The organism is Citrobacter sp. S55_ASV_140 (genome assembly GCF_018919505.1).
GTDB classification, from domain to species: domain Bacteria; phylum Pseudomonadota; class Gammaproteobacteria; order Enterobacterales; family Enterobacteriaceae; genus Citrobacter; species Citrobacter werkmanii.
The window spans coordinates 1-19125 of the sequence record NZ_JAHLQZ010000071.1; the positions used below are offsets into that span (position 1 = coordinate 1).

Consider the following 19125-nt stretch of genomic DNA (forward strand, 5'->3'; position numbering starts at 1 on the left):
CAAGTGATCCAGTTCATCGACCTGTCGTTGATCACTAAACAGGCTCACTGGAACATGCGCGGCGCGAACTTTATTGCTGTCCATGAAATGCTGGATGGCTTCCGTACTGCCCTGACCGATCATCTCGATACCATGGCTGAGCGCGCCGTACAGTTAGGCGGTGTGGCATTGGGTACAACCCAGGTCATTAACAGCAAAACGCCGCTGAAAAGCTATCCGCTGGATATCCATAGCGTACAGGACCACTTAAAAGAGCTGGCCGATCGTTATGCAGTGGTCGCCAATAGCGTACGTAAAGCCATTAGCGAAGCAAAAGACGAAGATACAGCGGATATCTTCACCGCTGCGTCACGCGATCTCGACAAATTCCTGTGGTTTATCGAAGCCAACATTGAATAACTGTAGGCATAAGAATTACCTATAAAACCCTCGCTCCGGCGGGGGTTTTGCACATCTATGGTGCATAACATTGATCATTCGTCACTCCAAAGTAAATTAATTGTAATAATCACCTCACACAATCGTTAACGAAAGATTGTTTTATCAACAATTTTTACGCTAAATAGTCATACCGTTTGCACCGTGTCAGGTACGCACCAAATGAGTGCCCCAAAATAGTGCAGATTATCCGCTTTGCCCTACTTATTGTGCAGAGAAAAGAAATACCTTCTTTTTAAAACAATGAGTTGCAAAAGTGGCACGATTTTTTCATTAAGCCATATGTTCTCGCAGGGGATCGCCCCGTGGATATAAAAGGAAATCCTATGAAGTCTGTATTAAAAGTTTCACTGGCTGCACTTACCCTGGCTTTTGCGGTGTCCTCCCATGCCGCAGATAAGAAACTGGTTGTCGCAACTGACACCGCGTTTGTTCCATTTGAATTCAAACAGGGTGACAAATACGTTGGATTTGATGTGGATCTGTGGGCTGCCGTCGCCAAAGAATTGAAGCTGGATTATGAACTGAAACCAATGGATTTCAGCGGCATCATCCCTGCTCTGCAAACCAAAAACGTCGACCTGGCACTGGCGGGTATCACCATCACCGACGAGCGTAAAAAAGCGATCGACTTCTCTGACGGCTACTACAAAAGCGGTCTGTTAGTGATGGTCAAAGCGAATAATAACGACGTTAAAAGCGTGAAAGACCTGGATGGTAAAGTCGTTGCGGTGAAGAGCGGCACCGGCTCCGTTGATTACGCCAAAGCTAACATCAAAACCAAAGACCTGCGTCAGTTCCCAAATATCGATAACGCCTATATGGAACTGGGCACCAACCGCGCAGACGCCGTGCTGCATGACACGCCAAACATTCTTTATTTCATCAAAACCGCGGGTAACGGCCAGTTCAAAGCCGTAGGTGACTCGCTGGAAGCTCAGCAGTACGGTATCGCCTTCCCGAAAGGCAGCAATGACCTGCGTGAGAAAGTGAACGGCGCGCTGAAAACGCTGAAAGAGAACGGTACTTATAACGAGATCTACAAAAAATGGTTCGGTACTGAACCTAAATAATAACTGGCAGTGATGCCCGGTGGCGCGATGCATACCGGGCCTTTCCCAGGATTTTTGAGACCTGTAACCGGATAAGCACAGCGTATCTGGCAAAACGGGCATTTGAATATTTACACCACGGTAACAGGAACGACATATGCAGTTTGACTGGAGTGCCATCTGGCCCGCCATCCCGCTTTTGATTGAAGGCGCCAAAATGACCTTATGGATCTCGATCCTCGGTCTGGCTGGCGGCCTGGTAATCGGGCTTGCAGCAGGGTTTGCGCGTACTTTCGGCGGTTGGATAGCCAACCACGTAGCGCTGGTGTTTATCGAAGTCATTCGCGGTACACCAATCGTTGTGCAAGTGATGTTTATCTACTTCGCTCTGCCAATGGCGTTTAACGATTTACGTATTGACCCCTTTAGCGCCGCCGTTGTCACTATTATGATCAACTCCGGTGCCTATATTGCGGAAATCACCCGCGGCGCGGTGCTCTCAATCCATAAAGGATTCAGTGAAGCCGGACTGGCGCTTGGACTTTCACGTACAGAGACTATCCGTCACGTTATTTTGCCTCTCGCGCTGCGTCGTATGCTGCCGCCGCTGGGCAACCAGTGGATCATCAGCATTAAAGATACCTCGCTGTTTATCGTCATTGGCGTCGCTGAACTGACCCGCCAGGGCCAGGAAATCATTGCCGGTAACTTCCGCGCACTGGAAATCTGGAGCGCCGTTGCGGTGTTCTATCTGATCATTACGCTGGTGCTGAGCTTCATTCTGCGTCGTCTGGAAAGAAGGATGAAAATCCTGTGATTGAATTTAAAAACGTTTCTAAGCACTTTGGTCCTACCCAGGTGCTGCACAATATTGATCTGAACATTAAGCAGGGCGAAGTCGTGGTCATCATCGGGCCGTCCGGTTCCGGTAAATCTACGCTGCTGCGCTGCATTAACAAGCTGGAAGAGATAACCTCTGGCGATCTGATCGTCGACGGTCTGAAAGTCAACGATCCCAAGGTCGATGAGCGGTTAATTCGCCAGGAAGCCGGGATGGTGTTTCAGCAGTTCTACCTGTTCCCCCACCTGACGGCGCTGGAAAACGTCATGTTTGGGCCGCAGCGCGTACGCGGGGCGAATAAAGAACAGGCAGAGAAGTTGGCGAAAGAATTGCTGGCGAAGGTCGGCCTGGCCGAGCGCGCGCATCACTACCCTTCTGAACTGTCCGGCGGTCAACAACAGCGTGTGGCTATCGCCCGTGCACTGGCAGTGAAGCCGAAAATGATGCTGTTTGATGAGCCAACCTCGGCGCTTGACCCTGAACTGCGTCACGAAGTTCTGAAAGTCATGCAGGATCTGGCGGAAGAAGGAATGACCATGGTGATTGTGACCCACGAGATCGGCTTTGCCGAAAAAGTGGCCTCACGTCTGATTTTCATTGATAAGGGACGTATTGCCGAAGACGGTAATCCGCAAGCCCTGATTGAAAATCCACCCAGCCAGCGTTTACAGGAGTTCTTGCAGCACGTCTCCTGATGCATTGACCTCCCTTCGCCCGAAGGGAGGTTTTCACCAGAATCCTCTCATTTCCATTCTCTTACGCTCTGGCATCTATACTTATCCTTTTGAATTTATTTTCTCATGGGAGGAGTCATGCGCTGGATCCTGTTGGTCTTCTTTTGTCTGCTGAGCATACCGTCTCACGCGGTGACGATACCCGGCGTCACAACCCCGACTTCAGCCGACCCGCAAGCCACCCCCGCAAAAGAGCCTGATGTTGAGCAAAAGAAAGCCGCTTACGCCGCGCTGGCTGACGTACTGGACAATGAAGCATCGCGCCAGGAGTTGATTGGTCAATTGCGCAAAGTCGCGGCAACGCCTCCTCCCGAACCCGTGCCGGTGATTGTCCCCCCCACGCTAACTGAAGAAAAAACGGTATTGGAAAACGTGACAGATGTCAGTCGTCACTATAGTGAAGTTCTTTCCGACCGCTTTGCCCAGCTTTACCGCAACATCACCGACGCCCCGCATAAAACCTTTAACCCGCAAACCTTCACCAATGCCCTGACCCATTTTTTAATGCTGGCAGCGTCAGTGTTTGGGTTTTACTGGCTGATCCGCCTGTGCGCGCTGCCGCTGTATCGCAAAATGGGGCAATGGGCGCGACGGAAAAACCGCGAACGCAGCAACTGGCTACAGCTTCCGGCGATGATCGTCGGCGCATTTATTATCGATTTATTACTGCTGGCGCTGACGTTGTTTATAGGGCAGATTCTGAGCGATCGAATGAACGCCGGGAGCCGCACCATCGCTTTCCAGCAAAGCCTGTTCCTCAATGCCTTTGCGTTGATTGAGTTCTTCAAGGCGATTTTACGTCTGATATTTTGCCCGACCGTAGCAGAGCTACGCCCGTTTAATATTCAGGATGACGGCGCGCGCTACTGGAATCGCCGTTTGAGTTCATTAAGCAGCCTGATTGGTTACGGACTGATTGTTGCCGTTCCTATTATCTCAAATCAGGTTAACGTGCAGGTCGGTGCGATGGCAAACGTCATCATCATGCTGTGTATCACGCTATGGGCGCTGTATCTGATTTTCAGAAATAAGAAAGAGATCACGCAGCATTTGCTCAATCTGGCGGAAAGATCGCTAGCCTTTTTCAGCCTGTTCATCCGCGCCTTCGCGCTGGTATGGCATTGGCTGGCCAGCGCTTACTTCATTGTGCTGTTTTTCTTCTCGCTGTTTGACCCTGGCAACAGTCTGAAATTCATGATGGGCGCAACGTTACGCAGCCTGGTGATTATCGGCATTGCCGCCTTTGTTTCCGGCATGCTTTCGCGTTGGATAGCCAAAACGATTACCCTGTCGCCACATACCCAGCGCAGCTACCCGGAATTACAAAAACGGCTGAATGGCTGGCTGTCGACGGCGTTAAGCGTGGCCCGGATCCTGACGGTGTGCGTCGCGGTGATGCTGCTGCTCAATGCCTGGGGATTGTTCGACTTCTGGAACTGGCTGCATTACGGTGCCGGAGAGAAAACGGTGGATATCCTGATTCGTATCGCGCTGATTCTTTTCTTCTCCGCCATTGGCTGGACGATCCTTGCCAGCCTGATTGAAAATCGTCTGGCTTCCGATATACACGGTCGCCCATTGCCCAGTGCCCGTACCCGCACGCTGTTAACGCTGTTCCGCAATGCGCTGGCGGTGATTATCAGCACTATTACTATCATGATTGTGCTGTCCGAAATTGGCGTCAACATCGCCCCCTTGCTGGCCGGGGCCGGGGCGCTGGGGCTGGCGATCTCTTTCGGCTCGCAAACGCTGGTAAAAGACATTATCACCGGGATCTTCATTCAGTTCGAAAATGGTATGAACACCGGGGATTTAGTCACTATCGGTCCACTCACCGGTACGGTTGAAAGGATGTCCATTCGTTCTGTGGGGGTGCGTCAGGATACCGGGGCGTACCATATCATTCCCTGGTCATCGATAACCACCTTCGCCAACTTTGTGCGTGGCATTGGCTCAGTCGTCGCCAATTACGATGTCGACCGTCATGAAGATGCGGATAAAGCCAATCAGGCGTTGAAAGACGCTGTCGCTGAGCTGATGGAAAAGGATGATATTCGCGGGCTTATTATCGGCGAGCCGTCGTTTGCCGGGATCGTGGGGTTAACCAATACGGCTTTCACGCTACGGGTCTCATTTACGACCCTGCCGTTGAAACAGTGGACGGTACGTTTCGCGCTCGACAGCCAGGTGAAAAAACACTTCGATCTGGCCAACGTACGCGCCCCGGTACAGACGTATCAGGTCTTGCCTGCACCGGTGAATGGCCCTCCGTCGGCGGCAAGCGAACAACTGCCGCCAGGGGAGCCAACGCTCTAGCGTTTACGCGCCATAAAACGACGACGCTGATCGTTATCCATAAAGGTCCAGGCAATAAAGCGGCTCTGCTTTTGCCCCTGGGCCATCTCTTTCTTAACCACTTTCACCGCGCCCGCATCCGTTAATGCGTGATACAGCGGAGGTAAATTCTCACCGCGCGAAACCAGCGTGGTAAACCACATCACCTGACGGCCAAAGGCCTGGCTTTCGGCGATCATTTTCTTGATGAACGCCACTTCGCCGCCTTCACACCACAGCTCCTGCTGCTGTCCGCCAAAGTTCAGCGCATCATCTTTGTCCTGACCCAGATTACGACGCTTACGTTCGCTTCCGGCGCGGGCTGAGGCCGCAGAATCATGGAATGGCGGGTTACATACTGTGGCTTCATACTGCTCATTTTTATGAATGATACCGTTGAAGATTGACGCTGCATCTTTTTGCCGGCGCAAACGAATTGCGCGAGTCAACCCCGGATTGGCGTTAACAATCGCCTGAGCGCTGTTAAACGCTTCGCGACTGGTTTCGCTACCGGTGAATCGCCAGCCGTATTCATGCACGCCAATCAGCGGATAAATGCAGTTTGCCCCAACCCCTACATCCAGCACGCTCGCATTTACCGGAATAGTTCCTGTCGTTTCACCTAACAGGTCGGCCAGATGGTGAATGTAGTCCGCACGACCAGGAACTGGCGGACACAGAAAACCGTCTGGAATATCCCAGTTTTTCACCGCATAAAAATGCGCCAGCAGTGCTTTATTGAGCGCCTTCACTGCCTGCGGATTGGCGAAGTTAACGCTCTGCTCGCCGCCGGGCGTGAGGGTGAGAAATTGCGTCAACTCGGGTGTAACCTGGCATAAAGTCGCAAGATCATAACGGCCATTGTGGCGGTTACGCGGGTGTAATCCCGGTTTCTGGGGGGACATAGCATTCTCCTTTTAACAGCGGCGTAAGATACCCGCATAACGCCACGCGGTAAACACACACAACAAGGATATTTGATTTTTTATGCCTGGACGTTGCCTTACCGATTGTTCAAAAAACAGACATGTTATCACCAGTTTTTTGCGGTTAATGTCTTCCGCTGGCGGCCTAAACTTATCAGGCACCACCTGTTGTTTCTCAGAGGATATCACCATGAAGAAATGCCTCACATTACTTGCCGCTACCGTACTAACCGGTATGACGTTCGCATCCTTTGCCGCACAGCCCAACACCAGCCCAGCAACCGGTCAGCTCCAGGCCTCAGGTACAGTATTCGCTACCGGCGCCACTAACCTGAGCGATCTCGAAGACAAGCTGGCAGAGAAAGCAAAAGAGCAAGGCGCAAAAGGCTTTGTCGTTAACTCTGCGGGCGGTAAAAACCAGATGTACGGTAGCGCCACTATCTATAAGTAACCCCTCCACTTCAGCCCAACTGCATTCATCCCGAATGCAGTTTCCTGCGCGAATGGTCTGAAATCTGATACCGCTGATGTGTGGTCGTTTTTCAGCCATCATATTCGCTATACTTATTCTGTAGACAATAACAGGAGGTACATATGGCATCCGGATGGGCAAATGAGGACGCAGTTAACGAGCAGATCAACAATACTATTGAAGATGCTGTTGCCCGCGCCCGTGGTGAATTACCGAGCGGGGAAAGTCTGTATGAATGCGAAGAGTGCGGTAATCCTATCCCGCAGGCCAGACGTGAGGCAGTGCCAGGCGTACGCTTATGCATAGCCTGTCAGCAGGATAAAGATTCACATAGCTCAGCATTTTCAGGATATAATCGCAGAGGTTCGAAAGACAGCCAGTTACGTTGACTTATCTTTACCAAACGTTTCAGCGCAGATAATTTCCTTTACGAGCACGCTTTTTCGCATGCTGTGTAGCAAAATGTGCCGTTGTCGCTTTCACTGTAAAGCGCAGTGACAAGAACTGTAAATCCCTCTTTCGAATTTATTAATATTCAATAAGTTATTTGTCATTCAATTTTTTTGATTGACGCCGTCAATTCTATTCGATTTTCTCTCGCATAAAAAAACGTGATACTTCTCACATCGACGAAACAACGTCTTCTTACCAGAACACTGACTAACAGAACAAACCTGCGAGAGATTAATCATGAAAAATATTAAATTTGCCGTTGCCGCCATCGCCCTTTCTACCCTGTCATTTGGCGTTTTCGCTGCCGAGCCGGTTTCCTCCACTCAGGCACAAAGCATGAATAAAATTGGTGTGGTATCTGCTGATGGCGCCACCACGCTGGATGGTCTGGAAGCAAAACTGGCTGAGAAAGCCGCCGCTGCCGGCGCAACGGGTTACAACATCACCTCCGCTGTCGGCAACGACAAAATGAGCGGCACCGCGGTTATCTACAAATAACCGAAAGATTTCCTGTACGACCCAATGCTCCAACCCTCATTGACCCTGTTTGTTACCCTTTGTTTGCCCGTCCGCCACTGGACGGGCTTTTTTTTGCCTGGTGTTTCAGCCGTTGACGGAATTCCTGTAACACGGTGTCGGGCATCCCTATTTGCAACGCCGCCTCGCAGATTGCCTGCCAGCTTCCGGCATCCAGCGGAATACCTTGTTCCAGCCTTTCCTCACGAGTATTCACCTCCCACTCACCTGGCAACAGGATCGGGGCGTCATCGGCATGTGGGGACGCTTTTACCCACTCAGTAAATGCCGCGACCTGGTTATCGCAATCCGGCGCGCCGAACAGTTCCGGGTTAATAATAAGGGTGGTCATACAGTTAATGATGGCGTCCGCACTGGTCTGCAGGCTCTCCTCATGTGTGGTTTTACCACCAGAAAGCGCGCCGCCCATAATTTCGCACATCGCCGCCAGCGCATAACCCTTGTGTTGAGCGAAGGTCAGCAACGACCCCAGCGGAGAGACCTGCATCACAGCAGGATCGGTGGTCGGCGCTCCTTCGGCATCAATCAGACATCCCGGAGCCACCGGTTCCCCCTTATGCCATGCCACGCGGGTTTTGCCAAAAGCGATGGCGCTGGTTGCATAGTCCAACAACAACGGGAAAGTATCTTTACGCGGAAAAACGACGCAGAAAGGGTTGGTGCCAAAACGGCTATCGCGGCCGTGGAACGGCGCGACCATCGGGATGCCCACCACATTCACAAAGTGTACTGAAACAAAACCTGCCGCCGCACATTGTTCCGCCCAGTAACCAATGCGTCCGATATGGTGCGAATTGTGTAACGCCACGGCGGCGATACCGTACTGGCGCGCTTTTTCAATCCCAAGCGTCATTGCCTCGTGCGCCGCCACCTGACCAAATGCGCAATCGCCATCAAGCGTAATCACCGCCCCCGCATCTTTAACCACTTTGGCATGACGGTTGATCTGCAGATGTCCCTGCGAGAAGGAGCGAATATAGCTTGGGATCATGCCGATGCCGTGGGAGTCGTGCCCGGCGAGGTTAGAGGCAATCAGATGATCGGCCACCAGCCGCGCTTCCTGCTCGTTACTCCCCATCTGGTGAAAAACGGCCTGAATAAAGGCGTGCAGCGTTGGCACATGGAAGCGATGTCCACTGTTCATTGTTATCTCCTGTTGTGTCGCGTGTTTGTTGTGTTTCTTATTTTTCAACAAACTATGCTGCGCCACGGCAGTCAGGAGATCAATAAACGTGCAGAAATTTCACGTTGATGCAAAGGATGAACCGACAGGCCTGGTAAATGACCTGTCGGGGGGAACAAGAAAATTAGAAGCTTTGCCCGACGCGAGCAAGGCCTTCAGCCAGCGAGGAAGATTCGCCGGTTGCGACCAGGCAGCAGGCCATCTGAATTTTCAACGAGGCCGGAACAGGCTCGCTACCGGCCAGACAACGTTCAATCCAGCGCGCGGTAGTTTCCGGATCTTTTGCCACTGGCAGCGGTACCGGCTCGTCGGGCATCTCACTCTGACGCTCCTGCAACACTCGCACAGCGGATGAATCGATCAGGCTTATCTGCGGACAGCGCTGCGGGTTGGCATACACCTCGCCTTCTGTACCGTGCATCAACAGGCCACGGCCACCGATGTCGCTAAAGAATTTCGCCACGCGCGATACATATTCCGGATGCGACACGCTGGAAAGACGCAGCGCGGCATCTTCAGCAAACGGCGTGGCGAGTTTAGCCAGCGTATGCGCGCTGTTACGCACGCCCATTCTCCAGCGCATCGCCAGCTGTTTCTCCAGCGGAGGACACAGCGCGCTCACCGGGATAAACACCGGCTCATGACCATCGAGTTTTGCCTGTGCCTGCCCCACATGCCGCGTTGGCGTAATGCCCATCAGTTCGAAAATGGTTTCTGTCAGCACGCGGGTTGGATCTTCACTGACGCCGTGCACCACTACCGGAAAGCCCAGCTTGTGCAGTAAAATTGCCAGCAACGGAGTCAGATTCGCCTGCTTGCGTGCGCCATTATAGCTGGGAATAACAATGGGCATGGGTTTAGCAACCGGCGGCGTCAAGCGAATAGTATGGTTCTGCATCGCTTCGTAAAAGCCCAGCATCTCCGCTTCACCCTCGCCTTTAATACGTAGCGCAATCAGTACGCCGCCCATCTCAAGCTCCGGTACATCGCCGTTCAGCATATGGGTATACAGTCCGCGAGCAGTATCCTTATCCAGGTCACGCGCGTGATTTTTCCCTCGCCCAATCTCTTTGATGATTTTGCGGTAATCCATCGATAACTCCTTGCTGTTGCTCACATCGTTAACGCCTGCGGCGGCGCGTGGGTTTCGCTTTTTCTTTTGGTTTTACTATAACGTCTGGCACAGCAGGTTGCTCTATCGGAAATATGGGTAACGCATTCAGTAAACGCTTGCCGTAGTTTTTGGTCAATAAACGCTTGTCATAAATAACGACTTCCCCCCAGCAGCCGTGGCTACGGATGAGTCGCCCGACCTGCTGGATTAAATTAAACGATGCGGCCGGTAAACTCTGTACTTCGAAAGGATAACGATTCAGGCTTTTCAGCCACTCACCCTCGGTGATCACTACCGGGCTGTCGATTGGCGGAAAGGCGATTTTATGAATATGCACCTGCGTCAGCAGGTCGCCTTTTAAATCCAGACCTTCGGCAAAAGATTGCAGACCCACCAGCACGCTACGCTCACCGTTTTGTACCCGTTTGCGGTGTAGCTCCACCAGACGATAGCGCGGCTGATCGCCCTGGACCAGCAACAGCAGACGTAGATCGGCGACGTGCTCAAGAAAACGCTGCATCGCCCGACCGCTGGCAAACAGCACCAGCATGCCCTGATGCTTTTTGCTTTCCAGCTGTTCGCGGAAATAGGCAGCCATTTCCGCAATATGCTGCTCTTCGTTCTCTATCAACGGTTCGTAGCGCATCTGAGGAATAACAATTTTGCCTTGCTCAACATGATTAAACGGAGAATCCAGCGCGACGAAGCGGTCACCGGCCTTTTCTTTGAGGCCGCTCATCTCCTGTAGACGCGAAAAGCTGTTGAGCGAGCGCAGCGTGGCGGAGGTAACGATAATATGTGGTACGCTGCGCCACAGCAGTCTTTCCAGTTGATCGCTCACGCGGATCCCCACGCAGTGGAACCAGACGTGGCTCTGCCCGTCACGCACTTCACGCGTCGCCCATTTACTCACCGGAGCGCCTGACGACTGCGCCAGCGAGGCCAGCCGCCACAGCTTGCTTTGCGCTTCGAACATACCCAGCGCCCGGTTCATCTGCAAAATAACCCGATGCAGACGCACAATATCGTGAGTGCCGGTTTTTTCGCTGAGATCGTTGAGGAACAGTTCAGCCAGACCGCGCAGCATTTCTGTGAGCTTCGCCAGGCGCTGACATATCTCCATTACTTCCGCTGGCAGTTCACCCATCGCAAAACGGTGTTCTGCTTCCTGGGTGGCAGGCATATACAGATTAAGAATATTGTTAAGTGAAGAAATCAGTTCATACAGTTCTTCGCAGTGGCCGTTCAGACGCTCGGCATTTGCCAACGGCGGCGTGGTTTTGGGGCGAAACTGCTCAAGGCAGGTAGCCACTAACTTACAAAACAGATCCAACTGCAGTCGATACCAGGGGGCGCTGATTTCCGCACTCATCTCCAGCGCATCGCGCGCAACGTCCGGCAAGTGGTGTCCTTCATCAAGCACCAGCAGCAGGTTTTTAGGCTCCGGCAAAACAGCTTCACTTTCCATGGCGGCCATCACCAGCGCATGGTTGGCAACCACCACTTCGGCTTCCTGAATCTCACGGCGGGCGACAAAAAAAGGACATTCACGATAATAGTGACAATTACGATTCAGACAGCTGGCCTTATCGGTGCTCAGGCGTTGCCAAAGTCCGTCATCAATAGCGATATCCGTGTGATCGCGCAGCCCGTCCCATTTATAGGTGTCGAGGTCGCCTTTCAGCCTGGCGCAGCGCTTTTGCTCTTCCTGGTTATTTGGCGTCAGGTCATCGTCGAGAAAAGCCAGCAGATCCTGCTGATTAGGTTCGGTACTGGCAAGCGCCGCTAAGTTACGCGGGCAGACATAGCGCCCACGACCGAACGCGGCGGTAAAACGCAGGTCAGGAATAATTTTGCGCAGTAACGGCAGATCTTTGCTGTAGATCTGATCCTGCAAGGCGACGTTGGCGGTACTCACCACCAGCGTTTTTTGTTCTTCCCGGGCAATGGCGATTCCCGGAATTAAATAGGACAGGGTTTTCCCCACTCCAGTCGGCGCTTCAATCGCCAGATGCCGCCCTTCTTCCCCGGAGAGCGTTTTCGCAACGTCAGCAATCATCTGCCGCTGCGGTGCGCGGGGGATAAAGTCGGGGATCTGTTCCTGAAGCGCCTTGTACCAGGCGGCAATTTGCGCTTTCAGCGCAGCCGTAAGTGCCATGAGAAAACCTGAAATACTGTATAAACAGCCACTATTGTGGCACATTTCAGGCGCTGGATGTACCTTTTTCCCCCATTCTGGAAAGCGCTTCGCAGCGCGGACTTAAATTGCCGAAAGGCGGCTTACACCCTATTCGGCCTACAGTCAGGTACATTGCAGGCCGAATAAACGCGTCGGCTAATAATATCCCAGTAACTTCCACCACAGCATACCCACGGCAAAAATGATAATGACATTTGCCGTCACCACACAGAGGTTGATTTTGTAAAAGCGCGGGCGTTCAAAATAGCCCTGGGCAAAATAGATGGGGCCAGGTCCACCACCGTATTCCGTATTGCCCCACATCAGATTACTGAAGATACCAAAGCAGATCGCCACCATCATCGGCGGCGCGCCAGCAGCGATCGCCGTGGCCGCAAAAGGGGCATACAGCGCAGCGACATGGCCGGTCGCCGTGGCAAAGAGATAGTGGACATAAATATACAGAATCCCCAGCAAAACGAAGGACTCTATCGCGCCAAGTCCCTGAATACCGCTGCCCAGTTTTATCGTCATCCATTTAATAAAGCCCAGATCGGCAAGACCGGTCGCCAGGCTAATAATGACGCTAAACCAGATTACCGTGTCCCACGCTGCATGGTCATTGAGCAGGCTTTTCCAACTGACTGCGCCAGAGGCGAAAAGATAAGCGGCCAATCCCAGTCCGACCGAGGTTGCCGATAATCCCGTGATTAAGCTGGTGCCCCAGCCGACCAATGCCAACACAAAGCCAAACGCGACCTTTTTCTCGTTACTGCTCATCGCACCGAGTTCACCGAGCGCCTGCTTACCCATCGCTTTTGCCTCTGGCGTACGTTTAAGCTCAGGATCCAGCAACTTGTAGACCAGAAGCGGCATCAAACAGAAACAGACCATCGCAGGAACAACAGCGGAAACAAACCACCCGCCCCAGGTTATCTCGACGCCTAATGAGGATTTAGCCAGACTCGCCACCAGCGGATTTGCCGCCATCCCGGTGAGGAATATCGCCCCGGTAATGGGCGTAAACTGAAAGCACACCATGGTTAAAAAATCACCAATACGCTTGCCGGTTACTCCCGGAGCCGAACCTAATACGTCATTGATTGAACGAGTGATAGGGAAAATAATCCCTCCGGAACGGGCTGTCACTGACGGCATTGCCGGAGCCATAATCAGATCGGATACCCCCAGCGAATAGGCAATACCCAGGCTACTGCCGCCAAATAGCGATAACATTTTATACGCGATACGTTTCCCGAGCCCTGAGGTAACAAACCCCAGAGAAAGAACATAGGCGCAGAAGATGAGCCATACCGTACCGGAAGCAAACCCTGACAGCGCTTTCGCCTCTGGCAAGGTCTTGGTAAAAATCACCACACAAAGCGCAATCAACATTACCGCCCCCGAAGGGAGCGGTTGGGTAAGAATGGCGGCAATGGTCGCGGCAAAAATAGCAAACATATGCCAGGCCTGAGGCGTCAGACCATCAGGTACGGGATAAAACCAAATTATCCCCCCAATCGCCAGCGGTATCAGGAACGCCAGAATGGATTTTCCCGCGACAGAATTCGTTGACATAAAAATATCCTTATTCCGTTAGCCCGAGAACCTTCATTTCTGCGACATATATTTGGCCAGCACCTGATCGACCATCGCGGGTGCCATTCCCAGGTAGTTTGCCGGGTCGGTCAGTTTCTCAATCAACTGCGGATCCAGTCGTTCTGCAACAGATGGCATCGCATTCAGCACATCAGCCAGTCGCCCCCCCTGTTCGTTGACGATACGGCAGGCGTCGTACACAACATCATGCGCATCCTGACGACCGATGTATGGCGCCAGTCCCATCATGACCGCCTCAGCCACAATCAGGCCGTTGGTCATACCGAGGTTACGTTTCATCGCCGCTTCATCGACTATCAGCCCCGCCAGCATAAAATTGGCCTGATGCAACGCCCCTGCGCTGAGGACGAAACTTTCCGGGATAGCAATCCATTCCGCATGCCACGGCCCGGTCGCCCGTTCCAGGTCCTGCACCATCGCATCCAGCATCAGTCCCGCTTGCTGACGCACGCCTTTAGCACAGGCCAGCATCAGTTCGCTGGAGATCGGGTTGCGTTTCTGCGGCATGGTACTGCTGGCGCCACGCCCTTTAACAAACGGCTCATACAGCTCGCCAAACTCATTGGCTGCCAGCAACATTACGTCGTAGGCAATCTTACCCAGCGACCCGGTAATCACCGCTAACAAGTTAACCGCTTCGGCAAAACCATCACGCGCGACGTGCCAGGTGGACGTTGGAACATTCAGTCCAAGCTCTTCCATCATCGCTTTTTGTACCGCCAGCCCTTTATCCCCCAGCGATGCCAGCGTACCAGCTGCACCCGCAAATTCGCCGACCAGAACACGAGGACGCGCCTGGGTAAGACGTTCCGCGTGGCGTTCAAACATATCCAGCCAGATGGCCGCTTTATAACCGAAGGTCACGGGCAAAGCCTGTTGTAAGTGGGTTCTCCCGGCCATTGGCGTATCACGGTAGCGACGTGCGAGGTCTGCGAGCGTCGCACGAAGTTTGTTTATATCGGTCTCAATTAACGTGAACGCATCACGAATTTGTAGGACTACCGCGGTGTCCATTATGTCCTGAGTGGTTGCCCCCCAGTGCACATAGCCGCCGGACTCGCCAGCCTGTTTAGAAATCTGGTGCACCAGCGGTAGGATCGGATACCCCACTATTTCGGTTTCATGGCGCAATAAATCAAAATCGAGCGTGTCGGCATTACATTTCTCGGCAATTTCCTGCGCCGCCGCCTCAGGTATTACGCCACAGCGCGCTTGAGCCTTAGCCAACGCAACTTCCACTTCCACGTATTTGCGCACCAGCTCGCGATCGTCAAACACCGCGCGCATCGCCGGTGTGCCGAAAGAATCCCTGAACAGAACAGAATCAAGTACATTCGAAGCCATAAATCCCCCTGGAAAATCTGATAATGATAAGATGCTTATTTACGGCGGTTTGTTGGATATTCAAACGCCGCCACAATGTCCAGACATTATCAAATGTCCGTACATTTAAATGTACGGACATTTATAGTGTTCATAAGAAATGTAGGGAATAGTCCGTACAAATTTTCGTGATAAAGATCACTAATATTTTGATGAAACTGCGATGAAAGAATCTCTGTACAAGCGAATAGCACGTGAACTGGCACAGCAAATTTCGGTGGGAACCTTTGCCCCCGGCTCGCTGTTTCCTACGGAAATGGAACTGTGCGAAACATGGCAGGTCAGCCGCCACACCATGCGTGAGGCGCTAAGGGAATTAACAGAGCAAGGTTTGATTTCACGGCGTAAAGGCGCAGGCACCCGCGTTTGCGAACCTAAGGCTAACGGCGTCAATCATCCGCTATCGCATCTTGAGGATCTGCTACTGCTGGCCAGGAACAATCTGCGCGTCATCAAGAAAATCGATGAGATTGTGGCGGACATAGAGTTGTCCCAGTTGATTGGCTGCCCGCCAGGTTCCCGATGGCTGCACATTGCCAGTACCCGTGAAGATGCGCAAAACCCGGACGCGCCAATTTGCTGGACCGACAGTTACGCCAGCACGGACTACGCCAAGCTGCGCACGTACATCCGCGATGATCCGCACTCGTTAATTAGCGATCTGATCGAAGCGCACTACGGTATTAAAAGTCATGAAGTTCACCAGACGATTACGGCAGTTGGCGTGCCTAAGAAGATGGCAAAAATCCTTAATGTAGCACCTGATTCTCCGGCGATGAGAATTGTGCGCCGCTATCTGGACAGGGAAGGAAAAGTTTTTGAAACGACGATTTCTGTTCATCCGGCAGGACGCTATACCTGCTCAATCGTGCTGAAATCGCAAAGCTCAGGGGAATGATTGACCTGGCCGGCCTACACAATGTGTAGACCGGATAGCATGTTTATACTGTCATACAGCAGGTGAATTACTGCGCTGAAGACGGTCTGCGCGGACGGCGCGGTGGACGAGGCTTATCGCCTGCCGGTTTGCCTTCGCCGCTACGCGGTTTCCCTTTCGGCGCGCCGCCATCCTGACGACGCGGCTGCTGGCCACGTCCTGCTCCGCCCTGGCCGCGACCGCCGCCACGCTGCTGGCGACCGTTCTGAATCGGCTCAGCTTTGATAGACGGGTCTGGCTCGTAGCCTGGCGTTGCAATACGCGGGATCTCTTTTTTCAGCAGCTTCTCGATATCACGCAACAGTTTGTGTTCATCGACGCACACCAGAGACAACGCTTCGCCGGTGGCGGCCGCGCGGCCGGTACGACCAATACGGTGCACGTAATCTTCCGGGACGTTTGGCAACTCGTAGTTCACCACGTGCGGCAGTTCTTCAATATCCAGCCCGCGCGCGGCAATATCGGTCGCCACCAGCACGCGAATATCACCGGATTTAAAATCGGCCAGCGCACGCGTACGCGCCCCCTGAGATTTGTTACCGTGGATCGCCGCGCTGCGGATGCCGTCTTTATTCAGTTGTTCCGCCAGATGGTTCGCACCGTGTTTGGTACGGGTAAACACCAGCACCTGCTGCCAGTTGCCCTGACCAATCATCTGCGAAAGTAGTTCGCGTTTGCGTTTTTTATCCACGAAATGCACATGCTGAGTCACCTGCTCGGACGCGGTATTACGACGCGCCACTTCAATTTCCAGCGGATTGTGCAGCAGCTTTTCGGCCAGCGATTTAATATCGTCAGAGAACGTTGCCGAGAACAGCAGGTTCTGGCGTTTTGCCGGCAGTTTCGCCAGAACGCGACGAATGTCATGAATAAAGCCCATATCCAGCATGCGGTCAGCTTCATCCAGCACCAGGATCTCAACCTGATCCAGTTTCACCGCATTCTGGTGTTCCAGATCGAGCAAACGACCCGGGGTGGCAATCAGCACATCTACGCCGCCACGCAGCTTCATCATCTGCGGGTTAATGCTGACACCGCCGAAAACCACCAGCGAGCGAATATTGAGATACTTACTGTAATCACGTACGTTTTCGCCAATCTGGGCCGCCAGCTCGCGAGTCGGCGTGAGGATCAGCGCACGAACCGGACGACGGCTTTTACCATGCGGCTGATGAGTCACAAGATGCTGCAACAACGGCAGGGTAAAGCCTGCTGTTTTCCCCGTACCGGTCTGGGCGCTGGCCATCAGATCGCGGCCTTCCAGCACGGCGGGGATCGCCTGCTGCTGAATAGGGGTAGGTTCACGGTAACCCTGCTCGGCAACGGCACGTAAAATCTCAGGGTTCAAACCAAGGGAATCAAAAGACATAACAACTCCGAACCGCCCTGACCGTTACCGGTGTCGTTTTCAGGGAGATACACACAATAGAGATGACAAAAACCACAATGTCATGAAGGGGCGGAGTGTAGCAGTTTTTGTGATGTACCGCATAAATTATCCCTTCAACAGAAATTAACCTCGCGGACTGGACAAGGTTGCACATCAGTCATAATCTTAATCAATCGATTGATTAAGATCAGAGCCGCGCAATGAATACACCCACCATGACAACCAAAGGCGAACAGGCGAAAAACCAGCTCATTGCCGCCGCGCTGGCGCAGTTTGGCGAGTATGGTCTGCACGCCACAACGCGCGATATCGCCGCGCAGGCCGGACAAAACATTGCGGCCATCACCTACTATTTTGGCTCAAAAGAGGATTTATACCTCGCCTGTGCCCAGTGGATTGCCGATTTTATTGGTTCACAGTTTCGCCCGCATGCGGAAGAAGCCGAGCGTCTGTTTGCTCAGCCGGAGCCCGATCGTGGCGCGATGCGCGAACTTATCCTGCGCGCCTGTAAAAATATGATCATGCTGTTAACCCAGGACGACACCGTTAACCTGAGCAAATTTATCTCACGCGAACAGCTTTCACCCACCGCGGCTTATCAACTGGTGCACGACCAGGTTATCAATCCGCTGCATACCCACCTGACGCGCCTGATTGCTGCCTATACTGGTCGCGATGCCAACGATACCCAAATGATTCTGCACACCCACGCCATACTCGGCGAGGTGCTGGCCTTTCGTCTGGGGAAAGAAACTATTCTGTTGCGTACGGGCTGGTCACAATTTGATGAGGATAAAACCGCGCTGATTGAGCACACCGTTACCTGTCACATCGATCTTATTCTGCAAGGTTTAACGCAAAGGAGTCTGGAGTCATGAAAAAACCTGTCGTTCTCGGGCTGGTTATCGCGGCCCTCGTTGCCGTGATTGCTGGTGGAACGTGGTGGTATCAAAGTCGGCAAGATAACGGTCTGACGCTCTACGGCAACGTCGATATCCGTAGCGTCAATCTGAGTTTTCGCGTCGGCGGCAGGCTGGCCTCGTTGGCGGTTGACGAAGGTGACGCCATTACCGCCGGCCAGGTGCTGGGCGAACTGGACCACGCGCCGTATGAAAACGCGCTAATGCAGGCAAAAGCGAATGTTGCCGCCGCCCAGGCACAGTACGATCTGATGCTGGCCGGTTATCGTGAAGAAGAGATTGCGCAAACCGCAGCGGCGGTCAAACAGGCGCAGGCCGCCTATGATTATGCGCAGAATTTCTACAATCGCCAGGTAGGACTGTGGAAAAGCCGCACCATCTCCGCTAACGATCTGGAAAACGCCCGTTCATCACGTGACCAGGCGCTGGCCTCACTGAAATCCGCGCAGGATAAACTCGCCCAGTATCGCAGCGGTAATCGTGTGCAGGATATTGAGCAGGCGAAAGCCACGCTCGAACAAGCACAAGCTGAGCTGGCGCAGGCTGAACTGAATTTGCATGACACCACGTTAACCTCTCCGTCTGACGGCACGATTCTCACCCGGGCGGTTG

Annotated in this window: 18 protein-coding genes; 11 read left to right on the top strand and 7 right to left on the bottom strand. The window is 52.9% G+C overall.

The genetic code is table 11. The features are described 5' to 3' along the window. From dps to ybiO, 5 genes are all read left to right on the top strand, one after another. Positions 1–399: DNA starvation/stationary phase protection protein Dps (gene dps, locus KQJ18_RS12620; RefSeq protein WP_216422063.1), on the top strand; the 399-nt coding region annotated here is incomplete at its 5' end. 365 nt (positions 400–764) lie between these two features. Then, positions 765–1511: a glutamine ABC transporter substrate-binding protein GlnH gene (gene glnH, locus KQJ18_RS12625; RefSeq protein WP_038639115.1), complete on the top strand. Its 747-nt coding sequence runs from the start codon at positions 765–767 to the stop codon at positions 1509–1511. A gap of 136 nt (positions 1512–1647) precedes the next feature. Continuing rightward, positions 1648–2307 carry a glutamine ABC transporter permease GlnP gene (gene glnP / locus KQJ18_RS12630; RefSeq protein WP_006685364.1) on the top strand — a complete coding sequence of 220 codons (660 nt, stop codon included), beginning with the start codon at positions 1648–1650 and terminating at the stop codon, positions 2305–2307. Next, positions 2304–3026 (top strand): glutamine ABC transporter ATP-binding protein GlnQ, encoded by a 723-nt coding sequence (gene glnQ / locus KQJ18_RS12635; protein ID WP_042309588.1) that lies wholly within the window; start codon positions 2304–2306, stop codon positions 3024–3026. Before glnP ends, glnQ begins: the two co-directional genes overlap by 4 nt. Before the next feature lie 117 nt (positions 3027–3143). After that, entirely contained in the window at positions 3144–5381 is a 2238-nt protein-coding gene (gene ybiO / locus KQJ18_RS12640) for a mechanosensitive channel protein (RefSeq protein WP_216422064.1), read from the top strand. Here ybiO and rlmF read toward each other — a convergent pair. Then, positions 5378–6304 carry a 23S rRNA (adenine(1618)-N(6))-methyltransferase RlmF gene (rlmF, locus tag KQJ18_RS12645; protein WP_085047463.1) on the bottom strand — a complete coding sequence of 309 codons (927 nt, stop codon included), beginning with the start codon at positions 6302–6304 and terminating at the stop codon, positions 5378–5380. The genes ybiO and rlmF overlap by 4 nt on opposite strands. A gap of 211 nt (positions 6305–6515) precedes the next feature. On the opposite strand from rlmF, the gene mcbA reads away from it, so the two are divergent. The 3 genes from mcbA (at position 6516) to ybiJ (ending at position 7748) form a co-directional block, all read left to right on the top strand. Beyond that, entirely contained in the window at positions 6516–6776 is a 261-nt protein-coding gene (mcbA, locus tag KQJ18_RS12650; RefSeq protein ID WP_069323210.1) for a DUF1471 family periplasmic protein McbA, read from the top strand. Between the two features lie 143 nt (positions 6777–6919). Continuing rightward, positions 6920–7186 carry a DksA/TraR family C4-type zinc finger protein gene (locus KQJ18_RS12655; RefSeq protein ID WP_216422065.1) on the top strand — a complete coding sequence of 89 codons (267 nt, stop codon included), beginning with the start codon at positions 6920–6922 and terminating at the stop codon, positions 7184–7186. A 301-nt stretch (positions 7187–7487) separates the two neighbouring features. Further along, positions 7488–7748, top strand: a complete 261-nt coding sequence (gene ybiJ, locus KQJ18_RS12660) for a DUF1471 family protein YbiJ (RefSeq protein WP_006685371.1) — start codon at positions 7488–7490, stop codon at positions 7746–7748. Between the two features lie 52 nt (positions 7749–7800). Here the strand turns inward: ybiJ and KQJ18_RS12665 are convergent, their stop codons facing one another. The 5 genes from KQJ18_RS12665 to KQJ18_RS12685 all read right to left on the bottom strand — a co-directional run bounded on the left by KQJ18_RS12665 (position 7801) and on the right by KQJ18_RS12685 (position 15227). After that, positions 7801–8931 carry a malate/lactate/ureidoglycolate dehydrogenase gene (locus tag KQJ18_RS12665; protein WP_087857596.1) on the bottom strand — a complete coding sequence of 377 codons (1131 nt, stop codon included), beginning with the start codon at positions 8929–8931 and terminating at the stop codon, positions 7801–7803. 163 nt (positions 8932–9094) lie between these two features. After that, positions 9095–10063, bottom strand: coding sequence for a DNA-binding protein YbiB (gene ybiB / locus KQJ18_RS12670; RefSeq protein ID WP_216422066.1), 969 nt, complete (start codon positions 10061–10063; stop codon positions 9095–9097). A gap of 28 nt (positions 10064–10091) precedes the next feature. Then, positions 10092–12242 (bottom strand): ATP-dependent DNA helicase DinG, encoded by a 2151-nt coding sequence (gene dinG / locus KQJ18_RS12675; RefSeq protein ID WP_110498536.1) that lies wholly within the window; start codon positions 12240–12242, stop codon positions 10092–10094. A gap of 177 nt (positions 12243–12419) precedes the next feature. Next, positions 12420–13841 (bottom strand): DASS family sodium-coupled anion symporter, encoded by a 1422-nt coding sequence (locus KQJ18_RS12680; protein ID WP_216422067.1) that lies wholly within the window; start codon positions 13839–13841, stop codon positions 12420–12422. A 33-nt stretch (positions 13842–13874) separates the two neighbouring features. Further along, entirely contained in the window at positions 13875–15227 is a 1353-nt protein-coding gene (locus KQJ18_RS12685; protein ID WP_085047469.1) for an adenylosuccinate lyase family protein, read from the bottom strand. A gap of 202 nt (positions 15228–15429) precedes the next feature. Between KQJ18_RS12685 and KQJ18_RS12690 the strand changes: the two genes are divergently transcribed. Beyond that, positions 15430–16164 (top strand): GntR family transcriptional regulator, encoded by a 735-nt coding sequence (locus KQJ18_RS12690; RefSeq protein WP_079224891.1) that lies wholly within the window; start codon positions 15430–15432, stop codon positions 16162–16164. A 67-nt stretch (positions 16165–16231) separates the two neighbouring features. Here KQJ18_RS12690 and rhlE read toward each other — a convergent pair whose 3' ends face one another. After that, the gene (gene rhlE / locus KQJ18_RS12695; RefSeq protein ID WP_038639094.1) at positions 16232–17572 is read right to left on the bottom strand and encodes an ATP-dependent RNA helicase RhlE; all 1341 of its coding nucleotides are present in this window, start codon (positions 17570–17572) and stop codon (positions 16232–16234) included. A gap of 221 nt (positions 17573–17793) precedes the next feature. Between rhlE and cecR the strand changes: the two genes are divergently transcribed. Then, positions 17794–18471 (top strand): transcriptional regulator CecR, encoded by a 678-nt coding sequence (gene cecR, locus KQJ18_RS12700; protein ID WP_061381910.1) that lies wholly within the window; start codon positions 17794–17796, stop codon positions 18469–18471. After that, positions 18468–19125: biotin/lipoyl-binding protein (locus KQJ18_RS12705; protein ID WP_216422068.1), on the top strand; the 658-nt coding region annotated here is incomplete at its 3' end. The genes cecR and KQJ18_RS12705, both read left to right, overlap by 4 nt.

What these genes read in the sequence shown, in the direction of transcription:
- rlmF (WP_085047463.1), bottom strand. Translation starts at nt 6,304, where the DNA reads ATGTCCCCCCAGAAACCGGGATTACACCCGCGTAACCGCCACAATGGC.
- ybiO (WP_216422064.1), top strand. Translation starts at nt 3,144, where the DNA reads ATGCGCTGGATCCTGTTGGTCTTCTTTTGTCTGCTGAGCATACCGTCT.
- ybiB (WP_216422066.1), bottom strand. Translation starts at nt 10,063, where the DNA reads ATGGATTACCGCAAAATCATCAAAGAGATTGGGCGAGGGAAAAATCAC.
- KQJ18_RS12680 (WP_216422067.1), bottom strand. Translation starts at nt 13,841, where the DNA reads ATGTCAACGAATTCTGTCGCGGGAAAATCCATTCTGGCGTTCCTGATA.
- ybiJ (WP_006685371.1), top strand. Translation starts at nt 7,488, where the DNA reads ATGAAAAATATTAAATTTGCCGTTGCCGCCATCGCCCTTTCTACCCTG.
- KQJ18_RS12690 (WP_079224891.1), top strand. Translation starts at nt 15,430, where the DNA reads ATGAAAGAATCTCTGTACAAGCGAATAGCACGTGAACTGGCACAGCAA.
- glnH (WP_038639115.1), top strand. Translation starts at nt 765, where the DNA reads ATGAAGTCTGTATTAAAAGTTTCACTGGCTGCACTTACCCTGGCTTTT.
- KQJ18_RS12655 (WP_216422065.1), top strand. Translation starts at nt 6,920, where the DNA reads ATGGCATCCGGATGGGCAAATGAGGACGCAGTTAACGAGCAGATCAAC.
- mcbA (WP_069323210.1), top strand. Translation starts at nt 6,516, where the DNA reads ATGAAGAAATGCCTCACATTACTTGCCGCTACCGTACTAACCGGTATG.
- KQJ18_RS12665 (WP_087857596.1), bottom strand. Translation starts at nt 8,931, where the DNA reads ATGAACAGTGGACATCGCTTCCATGTGCCAACGCTGCACGCCTTTATT.
- dinG (WP_110498536.1), bottom strand. Translation starts at nt 12,242, where the DNA reads ATGGCACTTACGGCTGCGCTGAAAGCGCAAATTGCCGCCTGGTACAAG.
- glnP (WP_006685364.1), top strand. Translation starts at nt 1,648, where the DNA reads ATGCAGTTTGACTGGAGTGCCATCTGGCCCGCCATCCCGCTTTTGATT.
- rhlE (WP_038639094.1), bottom strand. Translation starts at nt 17,572, where the DNA reads ATGTCTTTTGATTCCCTTGGTTTGAACCCTGAGATTTTACGTGCCGTT.
- KQJ18_RS12685 (WP_085047469.1), bottom strand. Translation starts at nt 15,227, where the DNA reads ATGGCTTCGAATGTACTTGATTCTGTTCTGTTCAGGGATTCTTTCGGC.
- cecR (WP_061381910.1), top strand. Translation starts at nt 17,794, where the DNA reads ATGAATACACCCACCATGACAACCAAAGGCGAACAGGCGAAAAACCAG.